Annotated in this window: 22 protein-coding genes; 9 read left to right on the top strand and 13 right to left on the bottom strand. The window is 54.9% G+C overall.

Annotated elements, in window-relative coordinates:
- Nucleotides 1-48 precede the first annotated feature (48 nt).
- Nucleotides 49-213 (top strand): hypothetical protein, encoded by a 165-nt coding sequence (locus OSB_RS16650; RefSeq protein ID WP_158454095.1) that lies wholly within the window; start codon nucleotides 49-51, stop codon nucleotides 211-213.
- Between the two features lie 64 nt (nucleotides 214-277).
- On the opposite strand, the gene yaaA is transcribed toward OSB_RS16650, so the two are convergent.
- The 3 genes from yaaA to OSB_RS00095 form a co-directional block, all read right to left on the bottom strand.
- Nucleotides 278-1,060 carry a peroxide stress protein YaaA gene (gene yaaA, locus OSB_RS00105; RefSeq protein ID WP_049833070.1) on the bottom strand — a complete coding sequence of 261 codons (783 nt, stop codon included), beginning with the start codon at nucleotides 1,058-1,060 and terminating at the stop codon, nucleotides 278-280.
- Between the two features lie 19 nt (nucleotides 1,061-1,079).
- Nucleotides 1,080-3,113 (bottom strand): DNA helicase RecQ, encoded by a 2,034-nt coding sequence (gene recQ, locus OSB_RS00100; protein WP_049833069.1) that lies wholly within the window; start codon nucleotides 3,111-3,113, stop codon nucleotides 1,080-1,082.
- A 68-nt stretch (nucleotides 3,114-3,181) separates the two neighbouring features.
- Entirely contained in the window at nucleotides 3,182-3,469 is a 288-nt protein-coding gene (locus OSB_RS00095) for a YggT family protein (RefSeq protein WP_049833068.1), read from the bottom strand.
- Between the two features lie 173 nt (nucleotides 3,470-3,642).
- On the opposite strand from OSB_RS00095, the gene OSB_RS00090 reads away from it, so the two are divergent.
- From OSB_RS00090 to arfB, 5 genes are all read left to right on the top strand, one after another.
- Complete coding sequence (locus OSB_RS00090) at nucleotides 3,643-4,137, top strand: acyl-CoA thioesterase (protein ID WP_234967415.1); 495 nt, start codon at nucleotides 3,643-3,645, stop codon at nucleotides 4,135-4,137.
- A 63-nt stretch (nucleotides 4,138-4,200) separates the two neighbouring features.
- A complete protein-coding gene (locus tag OSB_RS00085; protein ID WP_049833066.1) occupies nucleotides 4,201-5,577 on the top strand; it encodes an MFS transporter in 1,377 nt (458 codons plus the stop codon).
- Entirely contained in the window at nucleotides 5,565-6,524 is a 960-nt protein-coding gene (gene mepA, locus OSB_RS00080; protein ID WP_082166396.1) for a penicillin-insensitive murein endopeptidase, read from the top strand. The genes OSB_RS00085 and mepA overlap by 13 nt, the downstream gene beginning before the upstream one ends.
- A gap of 103 nt (nucleotides 6,525-6,627) precedes the next feature.
- Entirely contained in the window at nucleotides 6,628-7,269 is a 642-nt protein-coding gene (locus OSB_RS00075; protein WP_049833065.1) for a queuosine precursor transporter, read from the top strand.
- Nucleotides 7,270-7,601: 332 nt separating this feature from the next.
- Nucleotides 7,602-8,018, top strand: coding sequence for an alternative ribosome rescue aminoacyl-tRNA hydrolase ArfB (gene arfB, locus OSB_RS00070; RefSeq protein WP_049833064.1), 417 nt, complete (start codon nucleotides 7,602-7,604; stop codon nucleotides 8,016-8,018).
- A gap of 5 nt (nucleotides 8,019-8,023) precedes the next feature.
- Here the strand turns inward: arfB and OSB_RS00065 are convergent, their stop codons facing one another.
- The 6 genes from OSB_RS00065 to pncA all read right to left on the bottom strand — a co-directional run bounded on the left by OSB_RS00065 (nucleotide 8,024) and on the right by pncA (nucleotide 14,950).
- Complete coding sequence (locus tag OSB_RS00065) at nucleotides 8,024-9,700, bottom strand: DUF262 domain-containing protein (protein WP_049833063.1); 1,677 nt, start codon at nucleotides 9,698-9,700, stop codon at nucleotides 8,024-8,026.
- Nucleotides 9,701-9,734: 34 nt separating this feature from the next.
- The gene (gene pncB / locus OSB_RS00060; protein WP_049833062.1) at nucleotides 9,735-11,027 is read right to left on the bottom strand and encodes a nicotinate phosphoribosyltransferase; all 1,293 of its coding nucleotides are present in this window, start codon (nucleotides 11,025-11,027) and stop codon (nucleotides 9,735-9,737) included.
- A gap of 112 nt (nucleotides 11,028-11,139) precedes the next feature.
- Nucleotides 11,140-12,864, bottom strand: a complete 1,725-nt coding sequence (locus tag OSB_RS00055) for a BCCT family transporter (RefSeq protein ID WP_049833061.1) — start codon at nucleotides 12,862-12,864, stop codon at nucleotides 11,140-11,142.
- A gap of 130 nt (nucleotides 12,865-12,994) precedes the next feature.
- Nucleotides 12,995-13,576 (bottom strand): DUF2585 family protein, encoded by a 582-nt coding sequence (locus OSB_RS00050; protein ID WP_049833060.1) that lies wholly within the window; start codon nucleotides 13,574-13,576, stop codon nucleotides 12,995-12,997.
- 86 nt (nucleotides 13,577-13,662) lie between these two features.
- On the bottom strand, nucleotides 13,663-14,280 hold the full coding sequence (gene petA / locus OSB_RS00045) for a ubiquinol-cytochrome c reductase iron-sulfur subunit (protein ID WP_074202278.1): 618 nt from the start codon (nucleotides 14,278-14,280) through the stop codon (nucleotides 13,663-13,665).
- A 73-nt stretch (nucleotides 14,281-14,353) separates the two neighbouring features.
- Nucleotides 14,354-14,950, bottom strand: coding sequence for a bifunctional nicotinamidase/pyrazinamidase (gene pncA / locus OSB_RS00040; protein WP_049833059.1), 597 nt, complete (start codon nucleotides 14,948-14,950; stop codon nucleotides 14,354-14,356).
- 155 nt (nucleotides 14,951-15,105) lie between these two features.
- Between pncA and OSB_RS00035 the strand changes: the two genes are divergently transcribed.
- From OSB_RS00035 to OSB_RS00025, 3 genes are all read left to right on the top strand, one after another.
- Complete coding sequence (locus tag OSB_RS00035) at nucleotides 15,106-15,633, top strand: flavodoxin domain-containing protein (protein ID WP_049833058.1); 528 nt, start codon at nucleotides 15,106-15,108, stop codon at nucleotides 15,631-15,633.
- A gap of 55 nt (nucleotides 15,634-15,688) precedes the next feature.
- Complete coding sequence (gene trhO, locus OSB_RS00030) at nucleotides 15,689-16,600, top strand: oxygen-dependent tRNA uridine(34) hydroxylase TrhO (RefSeq protein WP_049835975.1); 912 nt, start codon at nucleotides 15,689-15,691, stop codon at nucleotides 16,598-16,600.
- 69 nt (nucleotides 16,601-16,669) lie between these two features.
- On the top strand, nucleotides 16,670-16,984 hold the full coding sequence (locus OSB_RS00025; protein ID WP_049833057.1) for a hypothetical protein: 315 nt from the start codon (nucleotides 16,670-16,672) through the stop codon (nucleotides 16,982-16,984).
- Between the two features lie 13 nt (nucleotides 16,985-16,997).
- On the opposite strand, the gene gyrB is transcribed toward OSB_RS00025, so the two are convergent.
- The 4 genes from gyrB to dnaA form a co-directional block, all read right to left on the bottom strand.
- Entirely contained in the window at nucleotides 16,998-19,415 is a 2,418-nt protein-coding gene (gene gyrB / locus OSB_RS00020; protein WP_049833056.1) for a DNA topoisomerase (ATP-hydrolyzing) subunit B, read from the bottom strand.
- 90 nt (nucleotides 19,416-19,505) lie between these two features.
- A complete protein-coding gene (gene recF / locus OSB_RS00015) occupies nucleotides 19,506-20,615 on the bottom strand; it encodes a DNA replication/repair protein RecF (RefSeq protein WP_049833055.1) in 1,110 nt (369 codons plus the stop codon).
- A 48-nt stretch (nucleotides 20,616-20,663) separates the two neighbouring features.
- Nucleotides 20,664-21,782 (bottom strand): DNA polymerase III subunit beta, encoded by a 1,119-nt coding sequence (dnaN, locus tag OSB_RS00010; protein WP_049833054.1) that lies wholly within the window; start codon nucleotides 21,780-21,782, stop codon nucleotides 20,664-20,666.
- Between the two features lie 82 nt (nucleotides 21,783-21,864).
- The gene (dnaA, locus tag OSB_RS00005; RefSeq protein WP_049835974.1) at nucleotides 21,865-23,205 is read right to left on the bottom strand and encodes a chromosomal replication initiator protein DnaA; all 1,341 of its coding nucleotides are present in this window, start codon (nucleotides 23,203-23,205) and stop codon (nucleotides 21,865-21,867) included.
- Nucleotides 23,206-23,365: the final 160 nt, after the last annotated feature.

Raw genomic sequence — 23,365 nt, 5'->3', positions numbered from 1 at the left:
ATTTCTTAACGTGGGGGCAGTCAACGCGATTGCCGAGAGGGTTTACAAATGATCCAAGAAAACAACGATGTGCCTGTGATGAAGTTAAGCGAAACACATGCTGATGAAATCAATCAGGAAAGTGATGTTATGGCAATCTTTCGCATCTGGACGCATCTGACAGGCGGGGAAACGATGCGCGATCTAACGGTCGCGAACCGTAAGTTAGGTTAGCTTATTGAACCGCGCTGTGACGTCAGCCTGACGCAACGGCGCGGTCCAGACCCTGTTAGTGCCGCTAACCTGCTGTCGGGTCGGGGTAGTCACGTAAGAAAACAGGTTTGCCTTCGGTTGAGAGGTCGGAGTCGAATGCGTATCCACCCGCGGAAAAATCTTTGATCCCGTCAAATGATGACACGCGGTTCTCAATAATATGTCGCGCCATGGCACCGCGAGCGCGTTTGGCAAAGAAGCTTACGATACGTGGGCGGTCGTCTTTGACTTCCATAAAGACCGGCGTGAGGACATTCAGCTTTAGTGCCTTAGTATCCGCGGCCCCAAAATATTCCTGACTGGCGCAGTTGACCAAGGTATCCGTGCCGTTTTCCTCTCCAAGTGCATTCAACGCCTTGGACAGCGTGGTACCCCAATAATCATAGAGCGATTTTCCACGACGCGTTTTCAAACGACTGCCCATTTCCAATCGATAAGGTTGGATCGCATCGAGCGGGCGCAATAGCCCGTAAAGACCCGACAAAATGCGCAGTTTGTTTTGTGCATAGGCCAAGTCTGCTTCGTTCAGCGTCTTGGCTTCTAACCCTTGGTACGTGTCGCCATTGAACGCCAACGCAGCCGGTTTAACGCGATCAGGTAACGGCGCTTCCTCGAATGCTTTGAACCGGTCGCGGTTTAGTCGGGCAAGGTCGTCGGAGATCGACATCAGATCCTTTAATGCCCCGAGCGTTAGGTTCCGCGAAGTCTTTGCCAAGCGAACAGCGTCGTCCTGAAATTCAGGGTCTGTCGCAGCAATATCAACTGGGTCCCAGTCGAGAGATTTAGCAGGGGAAATAACGGTTAACATAAGCGGCTAAGTCCTTTGATTAAACATCACGTAGCACCGAAAGAAATGCGGTTCCAAAGCGGTCCGCGTGGCGGTCCCCGAGTAGGCGGGTAATTGATTGAACATCGCTTGGCTTTTGGCTGGCGACCTTGGCGAGTTGCGACGCGGAGCAGGACATGGGCTTGTCCGTGCCTTCGGGCCCGCGTGAAAGGTCAGCCTGTACTTCGAGGAGGCGATCGTAAATCGTGCCTTCAGTTCGCCCTGCGAGTTTTTGGCGTTTCGGATGGAGGGCTTCTGCCTCGCCGTTGATGACCTCCAAAAATGCCGCGCCATAGCTGTCGAGCTTCTTGGTGCCGACACCGCCAATACGGGCCATGTCGTCCAGCGTCGCGGGGCGTTTTTCCGCCATTTCAATGAGGGTTTTGTCGTTGAAAACTATATAGGCCGGCCCGCCAAGCTGTTCCGCAAATGCGCGGCGTTTCGCCTTGAGCGCGGACAACAATGGCGCATCTTCTTCGGACACCATTTGTTTGATCTTGGGGCCGGATTTGGCCGATTTGATTGTGTCACGGCGAAGGTCGATGGTTGCCTCGTCTCTCAATATCGGGCGCGCTTTTTGCGTCATCCGCAGCGCACCGTGGCGTTCCGCATCTGGGCGCATAAGGTCATGGCCCATCATTTGTCGAAAGATCGCCTGCCATTGAACGCGGCTGTATTCTTTGCCGACGCCAAATGTCGGTAGTTGGTCGTGACTACGCTGGGCAACCTTTTCCGTCATATTGCCTTGCAGGATATCGATGAGGTGCCCCGCGCCGAACCGTTCTTCAGTTCGCAAAGCAGCAGACAGAGCCATGCGAACCGGCGTCGTTCCATCGAAAACATCCGCGGGTTTGTCGCAAAGGTCGCAGTGACCGCAGGGGGCTGGATCTTCGCCAAAATACGAAAGCAGGTTTTGGCGACGACAGTGTAGTGCTTCGGCAAGCCCGAGGAGCGCATTCAGGCGACCGTGATCTGCTTCGCGGCGTTCTGGTGGCGCAAGGCCCTCGTCAATTTGTTGTCGGCGGTAACGAATGTCATCAGGGCCAAACAGAGTGAGGGTTTCAGCGGGCGCACCGTCACGCCCAGCGCGACCGATTTCTTGGTAGTAGGATTCAATAGATTTAGGCAGATCAGCGTGGGCGACCCAGCGGATATCTGGTTTATCGATGCCCATTCCGAACGCGATTGTCGCACAGACGATCAGACCGTCTTCCTGCTGGAATCGGCGCTCAACGTGCCGACGATCATCGGCTTCCATTCCACCGTGATAGTGACATGCTGAATGGCCAGCGTCGCGCAGCGCTTTGGCCAGCGTTTCGGTTTTGGCACGCGTCCCGCAGTAAACGATGCCTGCTTGTTCACGACGGACATTGGCGAAGTTCAGAATCTGGGCGCGCGGACCGTCTTTGGCTGCAAACGCGAGGTGGATGTTGGGGCGATCAAATCCGTGTAGGAAAATTTCCGGGGGATGATCCCCGAATAGTTTGGCGACGATCTCATCGCGGGTTTCGGCATCTGCCGTGGCGGTAAAGGCTGCAAGCGGGACATCAAGATCGCGACGTAGATCACCGATACGCAAATAATCTGGGCGGAAATCGTGCCCCCATTGAGAAACACAATGCGCCTCGTCCACGGCAATCATCGACACGCCGGCTTGCCGCAACATCCGTTGCGCACCGTTTGACGCGAGGCGTTCTGGGGCAATATAGAGAAGCTTTAGCGTACCGTTTTCCAGGTTACGCCAAACCTCATCGGTCTCTTCTTCGGTGTTTCCGGATGTGAGCGCACCCGCAACTACACCAGCCTCTTTCAGTCCACGCACTTGATCGCGCATGAGGGCGATGAGCGGGGAGATCACGACCGTTACGCCATCACGAACCAACGCCGGAAGTTGGAAGCATAGGGATTTACCGCCACCCGTCGGCATGATCGCGAGAGTGTTTTTGCCGTCGGTAACCGCCTCAACGATCTCTTGTTGGCCCGGACGGAAACCGTCAAAGCCGAAGACGTCGCGAAGAAGCGTGGCAGCGCTCATATTGGTCCCTGTAATTTGAGTGGCATGGTTGCGCGCAAAGAATCACAGGGGGCCGCTCGGGGCAAGTGTTAGCCTATCGCGATCAGTTGATTGGTTAGCACAATACGGATCGCTTCGAGGCCAAGAAGGGCAACCAACGGGGATAGATCAATACCGCTCATCTGCGGAAGAATACGGCGGATCGGACCGTAGATCGGCTCAAGCAGGCGGGACAATCCGTACCAAAGCTGGGCAACGAATTGCTGGCGTAGATTGAGAACTTCAAACTGGATCAGCCATGACATGATGAAGTGCGCAAAAATGAACAGGCGGGCGACGCCGATGATCATTAGTAAGATTTCAAGTAGCGATGCCATAGCAAGTCCTCAAACTGGTTTTCAGAGAGGTAAGCATGCAGGGGTTAAAGGGCAATGACTTTCGCCGTAAACTTTCCGTTGCGTCACCACTTGACGTTAACGTCACTTAATCGTCTGTAGGTTGCATGTATCCATTTTTACGCCTTGGCTGGACTTTGTTTTCAGCACGCAAAATGCCCTCGATGAATCCGCTGGACATGCATGTCTCTCAGCATCGTTGCCGCTTGGTCGATTGTGATATCTTTGGTGAGATGAACAACGGTCGTATTTTGACGCTTTATGAGATGGGGCGCTTTCAAGCGGCTGTCCGCATGGGGCTTTGGGCGTTGCTGAAAAAACGGCGCTGGGGCCTGACCGTCGCAGGCACATCGATCCGATATCGCAAGCGTATTACTCCGTTTGAAAAGTATGAAACACGCACGCGCATTTCCACGTGGGATGAGCGGTTTGTTTATATCGAACAGGGCATGTTCAAGATGAACGGCGAATGCGCGAGCAATGTGTTGTTCCGCACTGCCGTCGTATCAAAGGGGCGCGCGGTTCCGACGCAAGAGCTGATCAAAGCGCTTAACATCACCGCACCGCGACCCGAACCAGCGCAATGGGTAACCAACTGGATCGACGCCGAAGCGACGCGGATTTGGCCGCCTGAGTTGAACAAGACGTAACGCGACCATTGCCAGACCACGCCTTTGCCTGTCTTATCTGTTTCAGGGAATAAGGGAGCGCGAATGTCTACTGTATCCAAGAAACGTATTTGGGGCTGGATGGCCTTTGATTGGGCATCGCAGCCGTTTTACACGCTGGGTTTAACCTTTATTTTCGGCCCATATTTTGCAGTCACCGCTGCGGAATACTTCCTGTCCAACGGATCGGATGCCGAAGCAGCGAAAGCGAATGCGCAAAGCCTTTGGTCAGGCGGGCAAACAGTTGCTGGTCTATTCATCGCATTTACCGCACCGTTCCTTGGTGCGTTTGCTGACAATTCAGGGCGCAAGATGCCGTGGATTGCGTTCTTTTCAATCATCTATGTGGTTGCCACCGCGATGCTGTGGGGGCTGACGCCGGATGGTGCGAATGTCATGTGGATACTGGTGGTCTTCTATGTCGGGTTCTTCGCCGCAGAGAGTGCGCTGAACTTCACGAACGCGATTTTACCGAGCCTTGGCAGCAAAGAAGAAATCGGGCGGATCAGCGGATCGGGCGCGGCGTTCGGGTATTGGGGCGGCGTAAGCGCGCTGTTCATCATGCTGTTGCTTCTCGCCGAAAACGATCAAGGTGTTACCTTATTGGGGACTGCTCCGTTGTTTGGGCTGGACCCTGAAATGCGAGAAGGCACGCGGTCCGTTGGACCGTTCATCGCGATTTGGTTCGCGATCTTTATGATCCCGTTTTGGCTATGGGTACGTGACGATCCGAAACTTGGCGGCAAGCCGACCAGTATCGGTGCCGTCTCCGGAGAGCTTTGGGAAACGTTGAAGTCTGTTAAAGACCGCAAAAGCCTGTTGAACTTCCTGATCGGATCCATGTTTTACCGTGACGCACTGAACGCGCTTTATGCATTTGGCGGCGTTTATGCGGCCTTGGTGCTGGACTGGCAGACAATCGACATCGGCATCTTCGGCATAATCGCGGCAATCGCTGCGGCGATCACCACATGGCTTGCTGGGAAGGCAGACCAACGGATGGGCCCAAAGCCAGTAATTCGAATATCTGTTTGGGCACTGATCGTCGTAAGCATCATCATCGTCGGCATGTCGCGTGAGCAGCTGTTTGGAATGCCACTGGCCGAAGGGTCGTCCCTTCCAGACACTATCTTCTTTGTCTGTGGCGCAGTTATCGGGGGCGCTGGGGGCGCGGTGTACGCATCCAGCCGATCCATGATGGTCCGCCATACCCACCCTGACCGCCCCGCTGAAGCGTTCGGTTTGTTCGCATTGTCTGGGAAAGCCACAGCATTTCTAGCGCCGGCGTTCATTACGCTGTTCACGTATTTGACCAGTAACAACCAATTGGGCTTCCTCCCCGTTATCTTCCTTTTCCTCGCGGGGTTGTTTTTGTTAAGATGGGTAAAGCCAGAAGGAGATCGGGACGAATGGGAAACCTGACCAGAACGCGTATTTTCAAACTTGGCCTGACGATTGCCGCGCTTGCGTTGACCGCAAGCTGCCGCAATTCAGACGTGCAACGCAGCGATGTGCCGGGCAATACAACATCCCCTGCCGCTGTTATGTCCACGCAAAATGCCAACGACAATCGCTCTGCAAAAGAGGTGTTCGGATACATTCCGACAGCGTCCGATCAACGCTCCGAACCGTTTGGTGGATACGCACGTGGTTGTCAGGCTGGAGCTGTGCAGCTTCCAGAAACAGGCCCGACTTGGCAAGCGATGCGCTTGTCGCGCAATCGCAACTGGGCGCAGCCGAACACCGTTGATTACGTACAAGACCTGAGCCGTTTTGCTGCGACACTGGATGGTTGGGAAGGTCTTTACGTCGGCGATATGAGTCAACCACGTGGCGGCCCGATGTTGACTGGGCATGCCAGCCACCAATCTGGCTTGGACATCGATATCTGGATGCTGCAACCAGACCGTTTGGACCTGACGCGACAAGAACGCGAAAATCTGTCCTCGATCTCTATGCGCCGCGAACGTGGTGCGTTCACGAATTCAAGCTGGACCGAAGAGCATATGCAACTGCTGCGCGCCGCTGCTAGCGACCCGCGCACCGCACGGATTTTCGTATTTCCGGGTGCAAAAGTTGCGATGTGCAATTGGGAAACTGGTGATCGTGCCTGGCTGAACCGCATTCGCCCTTGGTACGGGCACCATTACCATTTCCACGTCCGTTTACGCTGCCCTGCTGGGGCCACTGGATGCGAAGACCAAGCGCCGCCACCAGCGGGTGATGGCTGTGCTGATGCGCAAACTTGGGTCAACAATATCCTGAACCCACCGCCGCCAAACCCGAACGCGACCCCCAGCACCCCACGCGGTCCTGTGACAATGGCGCGACTACCCGGACAATGTTTAGCCGTCGCGGAAAGCGAATAAGACACAGACCGTTTGACAAAAGAAACGCCGCCCCCCATTAGGGCGGCGTCCTTTATTCTGAAGGGCCAAGTGTCCGACTACCTTGTCAAAACGGATTGATAAAATGACCAAAATACTTCCAGGCGTTCTCGCCATGGCCATCGTTGTGGTGGCATCTAACATTCTTGTGCAATTCTTCGTTGGCGATTGGCTGACTTGGGGTGCATTTACTTATCCAATCGCATTCCTTGTGACGGACGTCACGAACCGCCTCTATGGGGCACAAACCGCCCGTAAAGTGGTTTTTACGGGCTTTGTGGTTGGTATCCTGTGTTCGCTTATCGGCAGCCAATTTAGCGTAAACCTAGGCACGGCCGATGATCCGTTCCTTGCACCTGCTGTAACACTTCGTGTTGCCATCGGGTCTGGCGTTGCATTCTTGACGGCGCAACTCCTTGATGTGGCTATCTTTTCCAAGCTTCGCGATGGCCATTGGTGGCGCGCTCCGCTTGCGTCTAGTTTTGTGGGTTCGGCGGTTGATACGGCTTTGTTCTTTACGATTGCGTTTTCGGCTGGGGCTGTTGGGCTTCTTGGGGCGGATCATAACACGGACTTCTTTAACGAAGTCGTCGCCACGCCGTTTGGGTTTGACGCCACACGTTGGGTCGGTACGGCCTTTGTGGACTGGCTGGTTAAGATCGCTATCGCCTTACTCGCCCTCGTTCCGTTCCGCTTGATTGTGGGACGTTTGCAACGAAATCCCTAACCCTCGTCATTTTTTGTTTGGTGATCCCAAGATGTTGTGCTTTGCTATCACCATCAGAAACAGAAAAGGAGGTGTACCAGTGTCTAGAAAGATAGTGGAAGCGTGTGTCGGGACAACTGTGGAGGCATGTGTCTAGGGCAGCCCTTGGGCATGTAAATGCATAGGTGAGACGTCTCTAACCGGCGACACCTCCTGAACTTTCGAAGGGCCGTACTCACACGAGGCGGCCCTTTTTAATGGGTTTTTCGTGTATAGATTCCGTATAGAAGCCGTATATATCCCGTATATATCCCGTATATACAGATTTCTTGCAGCAAAACGGGCGGGCCCCTATGGGACTGAGGATCAACGATAATATCGAGGTTAGCGATTGGGAGCTGACGGAGAGCTTCGTGCGCGCCTCTGGGCCCGGTGGTCAGAACGTCAATAAGGTGAGCACGGCGGTTGAGCTGCGGTTTGAAGCGGCGCGATCCCCTGCGTTGTCCGGCCCGATCAAGACGCGGCTAAAACGGCTGGCGGGGCGCAAGTGGACGTCTGATGGCGCGATCGTGGTGTTCGTGCAGGACACCCGTTCCCAAGCCCGCAATCGGGAGTTGGCGCGGGAACGATTGGCCGAGATGATCCGCGCCGCACTGGTGGCCCCGAAACGACGGGTAAAGACTCGCGTATCCCAGAACCAAAAACGCAAACGCGTGGATGCGAAGAAGAAACGCGGGGAGGTTAAGGCGTTGAGGGGGAAGGTGGATTGAAGGCGCTATACCTGCCAGAGGTCAGGCGCCAAGGAAGCCATTGTGTGCTGACGTTCATTGATTGCCTCTTCATTCCAATCATCTCTGACCGCAATTTCTTGTGTCATTAACAGTTCTGACTTCGCTAACTCTGGTTTCTTACTCTCGAAATTTCCGTTCTGTATTTGGCGGTTTAGCCTTGCTGAAAGCAAAGTCAAATTGCCAATGCGGTTGATAACTCTATCATGATTCGCCATTTTCTCACCTGCCAGTGGCTTCTGAGGATAAACATGCTCAACGTGAACATCTTTTGTTCCCGCGATTTCTAGTTCTTCAGTCTTCCGCAGACTCAACTCAAATCGCTTTAAGATATTGCGTCTTGAGCCATTGTGGGAGATTGAAAGCCCTCTGAAAGAGGCCTCAGTAGATTCATCGTCTGGAGCAACCCCACGTATTTTTTCACAAAATGCTGCAACATCTTTTTTCTCATGCAATTCACGAGCGGCTTCATACATGGCGCTTTCGAAGGGGCTGTTTTCAAGATTTCGAATTATTGAGTAACGAACAAAAGCGTTGTGAACTAAATGCACAGGGTCTGTTGCCTCTTCAGCGCCAACAACTTCAATTAGTGCCAAGATTGTAGGAAGTAAGATTCTAGCACGGCTTCCGTACTCTAGAACTTCAGTAAGAATTTTGTTGAGGGCCATCGATGACGTATTAGCGCCAAGAATTTGCCGATATACGTCTGACGATGTATTCATTGACGTCGATAACCGAACGCTTTCCAAGTCTTTATCCAGAATTACGCCCTTAATCTCACGGTAGAGGCTTTGGGTTTTGACATCTCCATATCGGGACACCCAATAGTGGCGAAGAAAGTTTTGGATTTGGGCATCATTCTCAAAAGAAATCAGGTCTTTCCAAAGTTCAACGACTGTATCTTCCTGGCCTTCAGGTGCTCGGCGAATAACAAGGTTTCGCAACAAATCTGGTGTCGAAAGACCAATCCCTCGATCATTGAGTGTTTCAAATACATCCGCAGCGCTGTCTTCGTCTGTTGAGTGAACTGCAATCACGGTCATTTGACGAAGCAGGCATCGAGAAAGCCCAAGGCTTTTCTTAGCCCCATCTTCTGCCGCTAACCCCTCTACAAATTTGGCTAGATAAGCTTCGAACTTCTTCCTAGTGTTCAAGATTAGGTGGTGAGATGAAATCTTCGGTTCGGGTTCACTATAGTCGGCGTTTCTCTCATCTAGAACAAGCTGTCGGAAAAAATCCCGATCGTAGATATTCAATCTGAGCTTATGAACCGTTTTGTTCTCTAAGTGATCGAACCCAACTAAGTAATCCTTTTGAAGTTGTGCGGCCGCGTCCTTGCTATGCTTGCTGACGTAGTCTCGAATTACAGAGATGAGAATGGCTGAAGTGGCAAGCCTTTGCTGACCATCTAAAAGCTTAAGTAAGCCATCTTGAGTCCGAACAATAACAACAGATCCCAAGAAATACTCTGTCTTTACTTTGTCAGTCTGTCGCTCAGAAAAGCGAACGAGGTCATTCCAGAAAGTTTCAACTTGGTCAGTTTTCCAACTGTAATTTCGCTGCCAATCAGGAACAACAATTGAAGGCTCCGTCATCGACAATAGCTGGCTTATCGTTTCTTTATTCGGGGAATATGTCGATACTGGTTTTACTTCATCTGCCATCGTGTTTCCTTTTGCTGGATTTTGGCTAGCCTATCTAAACCACAACCTCCACCCGTTCCTGTTCCCCGACTCCGAACACCCGTTTATAGCGCTCGATTTCCTCGGCGGGGCCCATGGCTTTGTTGGGGTTGTCGCTGAGTTTGACGGTGGGGGAACCGTTGGCGGATATGGCTTTGCAGACGAGGGAGAACGGGGCGAGGGTGTCGCCCTCCGTCAGGCCTTTGAAGTCATTGGTGAGCATGGTGCCCCAACCGAAACTGACTTGGCAGCGGGATTTGAATTGGTTGTGGAGCGTCACGATTTTGTCGGCGTCCAGACCGTCCGAGAAGATCACCAGTTTCTCGCGCGGGTCCTCATTACGGGATTCCCACCATTGAATGGCGGTTTCGGCGGCGGTTGCGGGGTCACCGGAATCCACGCGAATGCCCGTCCAGCCGGCCAGCCAGTCGGGGGCGTTATCAAGGAAGCCCTGCGTGCCGTAGGTGTCGGGCAGGATGATGCGCAGGTTGCCGTCGTGTTCGTCCTGCCAGTCGGCCAGCACGTCATAGGGGGCTTGGAACAGCGCCTCGTCGGTTTTGGCGAGGGCGGAGTAGACCATGGGCAGTTCGTGGGCGTTGGTGCCGATCGCGGCGAGGTCACGGTTCTTGGCGATGAGGCAGTTGGAGGTGCCAGCGAAGTTATCGCCCAGCCCTTCCTGCATGGCTTGCACGGCCCAGTCTTGCCACAGGAAGGAATGGCGGCGGCGGGTGCCGAAGTCCGCGACGCGCAGGCCGTCGAGGGGGCGGAGTTTTTCGACCTTCTCCCAGAGCTTGGTCATGCCGCGCGCGTAGAGGACTTCGAGTTCGAACCTGCCCATGGTGCCCAGCACGGCGCGGTTGCGCAGTTCCATGATGATGGCGAGGGCGGGGATTTCCCAGAGCATGACTTCGGGCCATGAGCCCTCGAATGTGAGCTCGTATTGGCCGTCGCGTTTTTCGAGGTGGTAGGGCGGGAGGCGCAGGTTTTCGAACCAGTCCATGAATTCAGGTGAGAACATGGAGCGTTTGCCGTAGAACGTGTTGCCGCGCATCCATGTGCTTTCGCCACGGGACAGCGAGAGGGAACGGACGTGATCCAGTTGTTCGCGTAATTCGCCCTCGTCAACGAGGTCGGCGAGGCGTACGGATTTGGTGCGGTTGATCAGCGAGAATGTGACTTGGGTATCGGGCTTATTGCGAAACACCGATTGGCACATCAGCAATTTATAAAAGTCGGTATCGATGAGGGAGCGGACGATCGGGTCGATCTTCCATTTGTGGTTCCAAACCCGTGTTGCGATATCGACCATTTTGAATTTCCTTTTGTCTTGCCCTGTTAAATCAAGGCTGCGCCCGAGAGGGAAGCAAAGAAAAAGGGCGCCGCCACTGCAACGCCCTTTTAGGGTTCGTAATCTAGCGTGTTTATTCCGCTGGCGTGCCGTCAAGACCAGAAGGCAGACCATTGCCTGTCGCGCCTTCGATCTTATCGTGCGTCATTGGAACACCAGCCTGTTCGCGGCGGCTGTCGTTGTAGACCGCTTTGAGCAAAGCAATGGCCATCAGTGCCATCACAATCGAGAACGGCAGTGCGCCAATAACCATCGCGGTTTGGATCGCTGTGGTTCCGCCCGAGATCAACAAGCCGGCCACAACGAACGCCAGTGCCGCACCCCAGAACAGAATGTGTGGGCGTGCCTTCGGACCTTCATCGCCCGCAGCGTTAATCGTGTTCACGATCAAAACAGCAGAGTCAGCAGAGGTCACAAGGAACGTCATCAACAAGACAACGATCATGACAGTCATCGCCCAAGACAAAATCGCGCTGATGTCCGCCAACATAAAGTTAGTCATCGCAAAGATTTTGTCGCCGTTGCTGGCATCAAAGATCACGCCATTTGCGCCACCGTTGAGTTCGAGGTCAATGGCGGTGCCGCCTGCCCATGCGAACCAAACAAAGCACATCAACGCAGGAACGATCATCGCACCAAGCACGAACTCGCGAATGGTGCGGCCGCGTGAAATACGTGCGAGGAACAGACCAACGAAGGGTGCAAATGCGATCCACCAAGCCCAGTAGAATACAGGCCACCAGCCCTGCCACTGTGCCAGCAGGAAGGATTCAGAACCTTCAACGCCATCAGAACGGAAGACATTAAAGCTCAGTTCTGGAAGGGCGATAAGATAATCCCAGATGCCGATGAACATGGCATTGAACCCAAAGAACGTCGCGCCAAAGATGATGAAGAAACCCAGCAGGATAATGGACAGCACCATGTTGATGTTGGACAGCCATTTGATACCTTTGCCAACGCCAGATAGCGCGGACAATGTGGATGCACCCATGATGATCAGAAGGGCGACAATGATACCGAATGTCGAGGCGGCACCTTCTGCATCCGTCAAACCACCAATGCCGATCCGAGTTAGGCCAGCGACGAACTGATCCACGCCAAAGCCAAGCGTTTGTGCAACGCCCAGAATGGTCGCGACCACAGCTACGATGTCGATGATGTGACCCAAAATACCCGCGAGGCTGGAACCAAACAAAGGGGTCAGGCCAGAACGGATCGTGAGGGGCAGACCGCGACGGTAGCTGAAGAATGCCAATGACAGACCGCAGATTGCATAACAGGCCCATGCGCCAAGACCCCAATGCAGGAACGACCATTTATAGGCCATCCGAATGTTATCTTCGGTGCCGCCCGTGGTGAGCCCCATGATAGTTTCAGGGTTGGATTGAAAGTGTGTCACAGGTTCGGCGACAGCCCATGTCAGCATGCCAACACCGATACCGGCGCCAAACATCATGGAGAACCATGAGAAGTTACTGAACTCTGGCCCCTCACCATCAAGCCCTAGATTGAGCCGTCCAGCCGCGGGCCAAAGCGCCAGCAAAAAACAAACGATAACAAAAAACGCCACAACCCAAATGTACCACGCTGCAAAGTTCCCCAGAATGAATCCGTTGAAACCGTTTAGCACTGCGCCAGACTGAACCGGCCAGAAAATCGCCCAAACGACGAGGGCAGAAATTATTATTTTAGCGGGCACTGCGACAGATGTCGCAAAGCCATTGTAGAACCCGCCCGCAGTCGTGTTGATATCCAGTTCCGTTAGTGGGGGCCTAATCTTATTGTCATTTGACATATTGTCCTCCTTGTTTACGTCCCACAACTCTGCGCCGAATTGTTTCTAAAAGTGAAACAAAAACGACCAAAACGCCCATAAAGTGGGCGTTTCTTCAGCTTACCTGCGTGGTTTTTGGATATTTGGACGCTTACTCGGACGAAACTGCGTTTGGATTTAACTCTTGTTGCCACGTGTCGATGGCGTCAATCGGGGCGATCAGCTGTATGGTTGAGAGCGTGAGGTTATCGCGCCCAAAGACCCCAGCGATGAGTTCAAGACCGAGCACGCCGATAAGAACAACGGGGATGCGAAGTGCGAACGCCGCGAAGAAACCGCCCATCATGAAGACGTAATCAGCAACCGCGTTCAGCACGCTGTCACCGTGATAGCCTGCGTTGATTGTTGTCGCGCGGAATGCGTCGAGCACCCAGTTTGTGTGCTCGATAACTTCCCAGCCGATTCCAGTGACAATGGCCGCAAGAAATGCGCCATTGAACCCGAAACGCGGGAACGCCAAACGGCCCAAAAGCGCGATGAGAACGCCGTGCAGGATGTGGGAAAGCGTGTACCAATCCGCGATGTGTTGCGAGTTGCCACTGTCAAAGATCGTCGGCACCCAAAGCTTGATGTCACCGCATGTGCAGATCAATGGTTGGCCCCACGCCCAAAGGGTTAGGCCAATGATGAAAAGGCCGCTGAGGGCGAAGATATTTAGGTAGGTACGGGCCATTTTGGGCTCCTGTTAACTGCTCTTCTAGGTTGAGTAGCAGGTGGGTGTGGCGGGAATTGGGCGTTACGGGTGCCGTAGCTAAGTGTTTAACCGAAGATCAGGCGATCCAATTGCTCGTCGCTCATTGGGGGCACTCGAGACGGGTCAAGCAGGGTAATGATCGTTTCTCCGTCCCATTCGTATCGAGGGATATACAAATTGTAGGGCGCTGGGCCCTTACGGGTGCGGCCAGACGTATCAAAATGGGCACTATGACAGGGGCAAAACCAGCCGTTAAAGTCTCCGGCGCCGTCGCCTATCGGGACACACCCCAGATGGGTACAAATGCCAACAAAAAGCACATAGCGACCTTCAGGATCAATTGAACGGCTCTGATCAGTTGCAGGTTCGCCGTTGTGCATTCGACCGTAAAAGTCATATCGATTATGCCGATCAATTAGATCATCCAACGGCGTTGCGCGCGCTTGATCAATTTCCAACTGCGTTCTGTGGCGCAAGAACAGAGGGCGACCTTGATATAAAATGGTAATCTGCTGCCCTTCTTCCAGATCCGCGAAGTCTATCTTAACTTCGCCTTGATATTCCTGATCTGCCGAAGGCCCCACGGCCTTTCCAAGCCCGCCGACTGCGGCTACGACACCCACCGCGCCAACAGCTGCCGTCGTGTAGTATAAGAAGTTGCGTCTGTTGCGTGGGGTGGGCATCCATCTTTCCGATCTTGGTTAGAGCTACTTTGCGGCTAGTTTGACGTCCGATTTATTTCGAAGGACGTTCCAATCAATCGCGGATCGAAACCCCCGCCGCTTTCATCCCGTCAACCGCAGCGTCCAAGCTCCTGTCGAAATCAATCGCGCGGCAGAGGTCGGTGCGCACGGTGACGTTGAGGCCGAGGTTGGCGGCGTCTACGGCGGAATAATTCACGCAGAAATCTGTCGCTAGGCCAACCAGTGTGAGGGTGTCTATGCCGCGGGTTTGCAGATATCCGAACAGGCCTGTGGGTGTTGTGTGGTCGTTTTCAAAGAACGCGGAATAGCTGTCGATGGCTGGGTTATAGCCCTTGCGTATGATCATATCGGCAGCGTCTGCTTGCAGGTCTTTGTGGAAAGCCGCGCCGCCCGTGCCGATGATGCAGTGATCCGGCCAGAGGACTTGGGGGCCATAAGGCATTTCAGTCATGCTCATGGGATCGGCGTTGTGGGTGCTGGCGAAGGATGAATGACCAGCGGGATGCCAGTCTTGGGTCAGTATCACAGCGTCGAAGTCAGGCATGAGGGCGTTGATGCCTGAGACGATTTCATCGCCGCCGGTAACGGCAAGGGCGCCGCCTGGGCAAAAGTCGTTTTGGACATCGATGACAAGAAGTGCGTGGGACATTTGGGACTCCGGCGTGCTGGGTTGCGTTCACACTAGGGGCTGAAGATTTGGGTGCAACGGGATTTGACGTAGGTCAAAGCGAAGGTCCACGCATAAGGCTAATTAAGATCGACGGCAGGGCGAAATGTTGGCGTCTGAAAAATGGAGGATCACCGATGAAGATATTTGTTGGGTATGCATCAAGGCAAGGACAGTCGTGCAAGATCGCGCAGTGGTCTGCGGATCGTTTTGCAGATGCGGGGCATACGGTCGAGCTGATGTCTATGAGTGACGCAACAAACCTAAACCTCAACCGATTTGATCGCGCGGTTTTCGTCGCTTCGGTTCATTCCGGCCACTATGGTTCGTCCTTGATTGATTTCGTTTCTGACAATGACAACGTGCTAAAGGCCCTACCCAACCTTCTGCTGTCGGTTTCGTTAGCGGCTGGTGGGCATGACCCGGAAGACTGGCGAGGGTTAAGCAACATTGTTGCCGATTTAGAGGGCGCGACTGGCTGGGCACCGAACGCGGTGTCACATGTGGCTGGTGCTTATGTGCCGTCGAAGTACGATCTGTTCACGAAATTCATAATGCGACGCATTATCGCCCAGAAAGATCCTGACGCCGATTTAAGCGCTGATCACGAGTACACAGACTGGAACGCACTCGGTGGTGTTTTGGATGGATGGGGCAAAGCCTGACGGTGCGAAACCTAGGCGCTTGCGCTCTCATTATGACGACCTTATTTGGATCACCATGTATACCGTAGCTGCATTATATCATTTCACCCCCTTCGCTGACCCTGCTGAATTGAAGGGTCCGTTGGCGGCCGTTTGTGCGGCTGGTGATGTCATGGGAACATTGTTGCTGGCCCCTGAGGGGATCAACGGGACGATTGCGGGACCACGTGCAGGAATTGATAGAGTGTTGGCGCATATTCGCGCCCTGCCCGGCTGTGCGGATTTCGAGTGGAAAGAGAGCGTGGCGAGCGTTGCGCCATTCAATCGTATGAAGGTGCGCATCAAGCGCGAGATCGTGACGATGGGGCAGCCGGATGTCGACCCGACAGCAAATGTCGGGAACTACGTGGCACCTGAAGATTGGAACGAGCTGATCACGTCTCCGGACGTGGCGGTGATTGATACGCGCAACGATTATGAAGTCGCGATTGGCACGTTTGATGGTGCAATAGACCCTGAAACCAAGAGTTTTGGCGAGTTCCCTGCATGGTGGGAAGCCAACAAAGACCGCTTTCATAATAAGCGGATTGCGATGTTTTGCACAGGTGGCATTCGCTGTGAAAAATCGACGAACTACTTGCTGGGGCAAGGGGTTGAGGACGTTTATCACCTGAAAGGCGGGATCCTGAAATACCTTGAAGAGGTCCCACAGGACGAGAGCACTTGGGATGGGTCGTGCTTTGTTTTTGATGCGCGTGTTTCGGTTGGGCACGGCTTGGAAGAAGGCCCTCATGAGCTGTGCTTCGCCTGCCGTCGCCCATTGATGCCAGATGATAAGAACCTTTCCACGTATGAGCACGGCGTGTCGTGTCACCAATGCGCTGGGGAGACCAGCGACGCAGACAAAGAACGGTTCCGCGAGCGTCAGAAGCAGATCGCGCTCGCCAAAGAGCGTGGTGAAATCCATGTGGGACCAGCTGCGGGTTAGGCTGCGACGCTTGCGCGACTCGGGCAAATGGGTGTTCAATGGAGTTCTTCATGTTTGGGAGGACTTGAAATGCCTAAATTCCTATTCGTTTACCACGGTGGTGGAATGCCAGAGACACCCGAAGAGGGTGCGAAGGCGATGGCTGCTTGGGCCGCGTGGTATGAAACGCTGGGGGCTGCAACAGTTGACGGCGGGGCACCTGTTGGCCAATCGCACACCGTAAGCGCAGATGGTCATGTCGAGAATGGCGGTGCTAACCCTGTATCAGGATACACGGTGATTGAAGCGGCAGACTATGCGTCCGCCTGCGCCCACGCCAAAGGAAACCCAATGGTTGTCGATGGCAGTGGGTCTGTCGAAGTTGCGCAAATGGTCGATATGTAGAACGCCGCCGACTTTAGAAGTCGAGGTGTTCCACATTCAACGCGTTGTCTTGGATGAACTCGCGGCGCGGTTCAACGACGTCGCCCATCAGCTTGGTGAACAGGTCGTCGGCTTCGGCAACGTCTTCGACTTTAACCTGCAGAAGCGTTCGGGCGTCTGGGTCCAATGTGGTTTCCCAGAGCTGGTCGGGGTTCATCTCGCCCAGTCCCTTGTAGCGTTGAAGCGACAAGCCGCGTTCGCCTTCCTCTAGGATCGCCTTGAGCAGATCGAGAGGGCCGTAAATGTTTTGCACACGGTCTTTACGGATCAGCGTTGCAGGCGTGTTGTAGACCTCTTGCAGGTGCTGGGTGAAGGATCCCGTTTTGCGGGCCTCGCCGCCGCGCAACATTGGGCCGTCCAACGTGCGGACTTCTTCGACGCCGCGCAGGATGCGGGTCAGACGCACGCCTTTGTCTTGGGTGATGCGGCCTTGCCAGCCGCGTTCCCATTCGTTGGCAATCAGATCAAGACGCGCGGCAACACGGTCAGCCACGCCCTGCAAATCGGCCTCAACCGCGCCAGAAACGAAGGCGCCTGCGATGGCGGCTTGTTCAAGGATGTGACGTGGATAGTGGGTCGGGAACGCATCGAGTACGCGCTTTAGGCGGCCAGCCTCATCGACGACGCGACGCAGGTCGGCACCAATGATTTCTTCGCCATTGCCCTGACGCAGCATCGCGCCTTCGACACCTTGTTCGGTCAGATAGTCATCCATCGCGGCTTGGTCTTTGAGGTACACCTCGGACTTGCCGCGGCTGACTTTGTAGAGCGGGGGCTGCGCGATGTAGAGGTTACCGCGTTCGATCAGTTCCGGCATCTGCCGGAAGAAGAACGTCAGCAGCAGCGTGCGGATGTGCGCCCCGTCAACATCGGCATCGGTCATGATGACGACCTTGTGGTAGCGCAGTTTTTCGATGTTGAATTCGTCGCGCCCGATACCAGTGCCAAGCGCCATGACGAGGTTGCCGATTTCCTGAGAGCCGAGCATCCGGTCAAAACGCGCGCGTTCAACGTTCAGGATTTTACCCTTCAGCGGCAGGATGGCCTGCGTTTGACGGTCACGCCCTGTTTGGGCGGACCCACCAGCGGAATCACCCTCCACCAAGAAGACTTCGGTTTTGGATGGGTCTTTTTCAGAGCAATCTTTGAGCTTACCTGCGAGGAAGTTCACATCCATCGCCGTTTTACGGCGCGTCAGGTCGCGGGCTTTGCGCGCGGCTTCGCGGGCGTGGGCGGCCTCAAGAATTTTGGAGACGACGACCTTGGCGATCTGTGGGTTCTCTTCGAACCATTCGGCCAGCTTTTCGTTCATCAAAGATTCAACGGCGGGGCGCACTTCAGACGAGACGAGTTTGTCTTTTGTCTGGGACGAGAATTTCGGGTCCGGCACTTTGACGGACAGAACACAGGTCAGGCCTTCACGGGCGTCATCGCCTGTAAAGTTGATCTTTTCCTTTTTGGCGATGCCACTGGAAGCCGCGTAGCTGTTGATGGTGCGGGTCAGGGCCGCGCGGAAGCCGGCCATGTGCGTGCCGCCGTCGCGCTGCGGGATGTTGTTGGTAAAGGGCAGCACCATTTCGTTGTAGCTGTCGTTCCACCACATCGCGACTTCGACGCCGATGTCGTCCTTTTCGCCGATCACGTAGATCGGTTCGGGCAAGATCGAGGTCTTGGAACGGTCGATGTACTTGACGAATTCTTTGACGCCGCCTTCGTAGTACAATTCTGTGCTGAGATGTTCGGCAGGGCGTTCGTCGGTGACGATAATGCGTGCGCCGGAGTTCAGGAACGCCAGTTCGCGCAGGCGCTTTTCCAGCGTCTCGAAGGAATATTCGCGGTTTGAGAATGTTTCGAGGGACGCCATGAAACGCACTTCGGTACCTGTGCGATCACCGCATTCACCGACGACCTTGAGTGACTCGGTTGTATAGCCACCCTCGAACCGTGCGACGTGTTCTTTGCCGTCGCGCCAGATGCGCAGTTCGAGCCAGTCAGACAGGGCGTTCACAACGGATACGCCAACGCCGTGCAGACCACCGGAAACCTTGTAGGAGTTGCTGTCGAATTTACCGCCAGCGTGCAGCTGGGTCATGATAACTTCGGCGGCAGAAACGCCTTCTTCTTTGTGGATGTCGACAGGAATTCCGCGACCGTTATCAGACACAGAAACAGAACCGTCATCATGAATTTTGACGTTCACAGCGTCCGCATGGCCTGCCAAAGCTTCATCGATACCGTTATCGACGACTTCGTAGACCATATGGTGCAAACCGGAGCCATCATCGGTGTCACCGATGTACATGCCTGGACGCTTTCGAACCGCCTCTAAGCCTTTGAGAACTTTGATGGAATCAGCGCCATACTCTTCTGGTGTATTCTGCTCGTCGGTCATTGCGGACCCTTTTTGTTAAGTTGCCCAATATATAGCGATTTGGCGCGGCAATGTCACGCATTTGGGCCATATTTTGTGGGTGAAGTTAGGTCAGGCTTGAGTGGTCTGTGAAACGCTATTTTCGTCCGTTACGTGGACGTATTGGGCGGACTCACCAAGCTCTGCGAACAGTTCGGGTCCGGTACCCGTCATGAAGGCCTGTGCCCCCAACGTGGTGATTTCAGAATAGAGCGCGGCGCGGCGATCAGCGTCAAGATGGGCGGCAACTTCGTCGAGCAGAAGGATCGGGGGGGCGCCGAAATCATCGGCCAAAGCGCGGGCGTTGGCGAGGATGAGGGAGATGAGCAGCGCCTTTTGTTCGCCCGTTGAGCAATCTTTAGCGGGGACATCTTTGGCGGCAAATATTGCGCCGAGGTCTGCGCGATGCGGGCCGATAAGGGTGCGTCCTGCGGCCATATCGCGAGAACGGTTGCCTGCGAAGGCTGAGAGCAGCGCGTCTGGGTCTTTTGGGGCGTCGCACGCAGGGTCCGAGTGCGTGAGAGATAGCGTTGCTGTCGGGAAGGCTGTTTCGGCGGCATCCTGAGCGGTGGACAGAAGATCAAGCGCATGGGTTCGGTTGCGATGGATCTGTGCGCCGGACTCAGCCATCTGGCGTTCTAGGGCGGCGTACCAATGGGCATCGCGCACCATGTCTTTGAGGAGGCGGTTCCGTTCACGCATGGCCTTTTCGTAGGACAGGACCGCCTCGGCGTGGAGGGGTTCAAACGATAGCGTGGCACGATCAAGGAAACGGCGCCGGCCTTCAGCGCCTTCAATCCAAAGACGGTCCATCGCGGGGATAAGCCAAAGGACGCGCCCGATGCGGCCCAGCGCGACCTGAGCGGCGGCTTTACCATCGATTTTGGTTTGGCGTGACGCGCCGTTTTCTGACCACGCTTCGATTTCGTGGTTTTGGCTCAGCGACGTCAGGTCTGCAGTGACTTTCCAGCCGAGCGCTTCGGGGCGGCGGGTCATGTCCTCAGAACTGGAGCGCCGCAGGCCGCGCCCCGGTGACAGGATCGACACGGCCTCAAGGATGTTGGTTTTGCCAGCCCCGTTCGGGCCGTAGATAGCGACTGGGCGCCCGTCGAGGTCCAGACTGGCGCGCTTGTGCGAGCGGAAGTGCGAGAGGGTAAGCCGAGACAGAAAAAGGGCCGACATTACGCGCGGCCCTTTTTCAAATTCTCAGACGTGAAGCGCACCGAGCACTTATACCCGCATCGGCATGACCACGTAGATCGCGCTGGTGTCATTGCCTTCGCGCATCAGGGTCGGGTCGCCAGATGAATTGAACATGAATACCGCGTTCTCGCGGTCCACTTGGGATGCGATTTCGAGGAGGTACTTGGCGTTGAAGCCGATTTCGAGACGCTCGTCGCCGTAAGCCACGACGAGCTCTTCTTCCGCCGCGCCAGAGTCTGGTGCGTTGACGGACAGGATTAGACGGTCTTCGTCGAGTTGCAATTTCACAGCGCGAGAGCGTTCAGAGGAAACTGTCGCAACACGATCAACCGCTTTGGCGAATTCGGCGGCGTCGACTTCCATTTTGCGCGTGTTCCCCTGCGGGATCACGCGGGTGTAGTCGGGGAAGGTGCCGTCGATGACTTTGGACGTCAGGGTGATGTCTGGCGTGGCGAAACGAATTTTGGTTTCAGACACGGACACAGCGATTTCCATATCATCGTCGTCGAGAAGTTTGCGCAATTCTCCAACAGTTTTGCGTGGAACGATAACGCCTGTCATGCCCTCCGCGCCTTCGGGCAGGTCAGCGTCGATGCGCGCCAGACGGTGGCCATCTGTTGCGACGCAGCGCAAAACTTTGCCGCCATCGGATTCGGACACGTGCATGTAGACACCGTTGAGGTAGTAGCGGGTTTCCTCGGTCGAGATCGCGAATTTGGATTTATCGAACAGGCGGCGTAGAACCGGAGCCTTGCACGCGAAGTTCGCAGCGTAATCAGACGTTGCCATCACAGGGAAGTCTTCCTTGGGCAAAGTCGCGAGTGAGAAGTTGGAACGGCCTGCTTCAATCGTCAAACGGCCTGATGCGCTGTCTTCTGTCAGCGTCACAAGCGCGCCGTCAGGAAGTTTGCGAACAATTTCGTTCAGCGTCACGGCGGAGACCGTTGTGGCCCCTGCCCGTTCAACCACGGCTGCGGCTTTGTCGACGACTTCGATGTCGAGGTCTGTCGCGCGGAATGTTGCCTCGGCGCCCTCTGCTTCGATCAAGACGTTCGCGAGGATCGGGATCGTGTTGCGGCGTTCCACAACGGATTGAGCTTGTGCCACGGCTTTAAGCAGTGTTGCGCGTTCGATGCTGAGTTTCATGGCCTGTCTCCGCTAGTGATGCCCGCAAGATGTCGGGACGCCAAAACTAGCGGATTTCAGCCCATCCACAAGGGTTTAATGCCTAGTCTTCGAGTGCGCGGCGCAGCATTTCCAGATCATCGGCAATCTGACTGTCAGATTGGCGCAATTCATCAATTTTGCGCACGCCGTGCATGATTGTGGTGTGGTCACGTTTGCCGAACTTGCGGCCGATTTCAGGCAAGCTGCGGCTGGTGAGCTGTTTGCACAACCACATTGCAACCTGACGTGGGCGGGCCAACGTGCGCGTGCGCTTTGGGCCAAGCATATCGGACAAGCGAATGTCGTAGTGTTCGGACACTTTGCGTTGGATTTCTTCGATGGTGAGCTTGCGATCAGAGGCACGCAGAATGTCGGACAGGCAATCCTGTGCCATTTCAACGGACACGGTGCGGCCGACGAGGGACGCGAGCGCGTAAAGGCGGTTCAATGCGCCTTCAAGAACGCGGACGTTGCTGGAAATCCGGTGCGCGAGGAATTCGAGAACGCCCGTTGCGATTTCGACGCCAGGGTAGACGTTGACGAACATCTCTTGCTTGGCGTGAAGGATGCCGAGGCGGAGTTCGTAATCCGTCGGGTGCAGGTCGACCACGAGGCCACACTGCAGACGGGATTTGATGCGCTCTGACAAGTCACGAATTTCGCCCGGTGCGCGGTCGGCGGAAATGATGATTTGCTTGCCGAGGTCAACGAGTGCGTTGAACGTGTGGAAGAACTCTTCCTGCGTTGATTCTTTGCCCTCTAAGAACTGGATGTCATCGACCATCAACACATCCACGGAGCGGAAGTGCTGTTTGAAGTCCATCATCTTGCGATCGCGCAGAGCGGAAATGAAGCGATAGATGAATTGGTCAGCGGATACATAAAGGACGTTGAGGTCAGGGCGCTTTTCGCCAAGCTCGTGTGCGATAGCGTGCATCAAGTGCGTCTTACCTAAGCCAACGCCGCCATAAAGGAAAAGCGGGTTGAACGTGGTAGGGCCGCCTTCAGCAACGCGTTTTGCGGCAGCATGGGCGAGCTCGTTCGGCTTACCGACGACGAAGCTGTCGAATGTGAAACGTTGGTCAGGCTGTGCATCTGCTTGGGCATTCGCTGGTTTAGCCTGAGCCGGTTTAGCGGCGGGTTGAACTGGGGTGTTGGCAGCACCTTCAACATCAAACGCCAAGCGCTGAACCGCCATACCGTGACGGTTAAGGTGATAGATGATTTGATCGCCATAGGTCTTGCCGACGTAGTCGCCAACAAATGGGCTGGGTGCGCCAAGACGTGCAACGCCTTCAGCAGCTGTCACGAGTGTGAGCGGTTCAATCCAACTCTTGTAGTTGCCTGCGCCAATGGCTGCACGCATGTCCGATTTCACCTTGTCCCACTGCACGTTCGTCATATTGTCCCCGTTGTCCCGATCTAAAATGCACCAATAGCTGCCACCATGGTCCGCGCCCATATCGTTCCCCGCAATCCACAAGATTAGGCACCGCGAAATACCCTTGCGGAGGCTTGCCTTGCACTGATGCGTTGAGCCTACTGCATCAAGGAAACGTCCC

It is taken from the genome of Octadecabacter temperatus (genome assembly GCF_001187845.1).
Classification (GTDB): Bacteria; Pseudomonadota; Alphaproteobacteria; order Rhodobacterales; family Rhodobacteraceae; genus Octadecabacter; species Octadecabacter temperatus.
The sequence above is the reverse complement of the archived record's forward strand: the minus strand, read 5'-3'. Positions and strand labels throughout refer to the sequence as shown.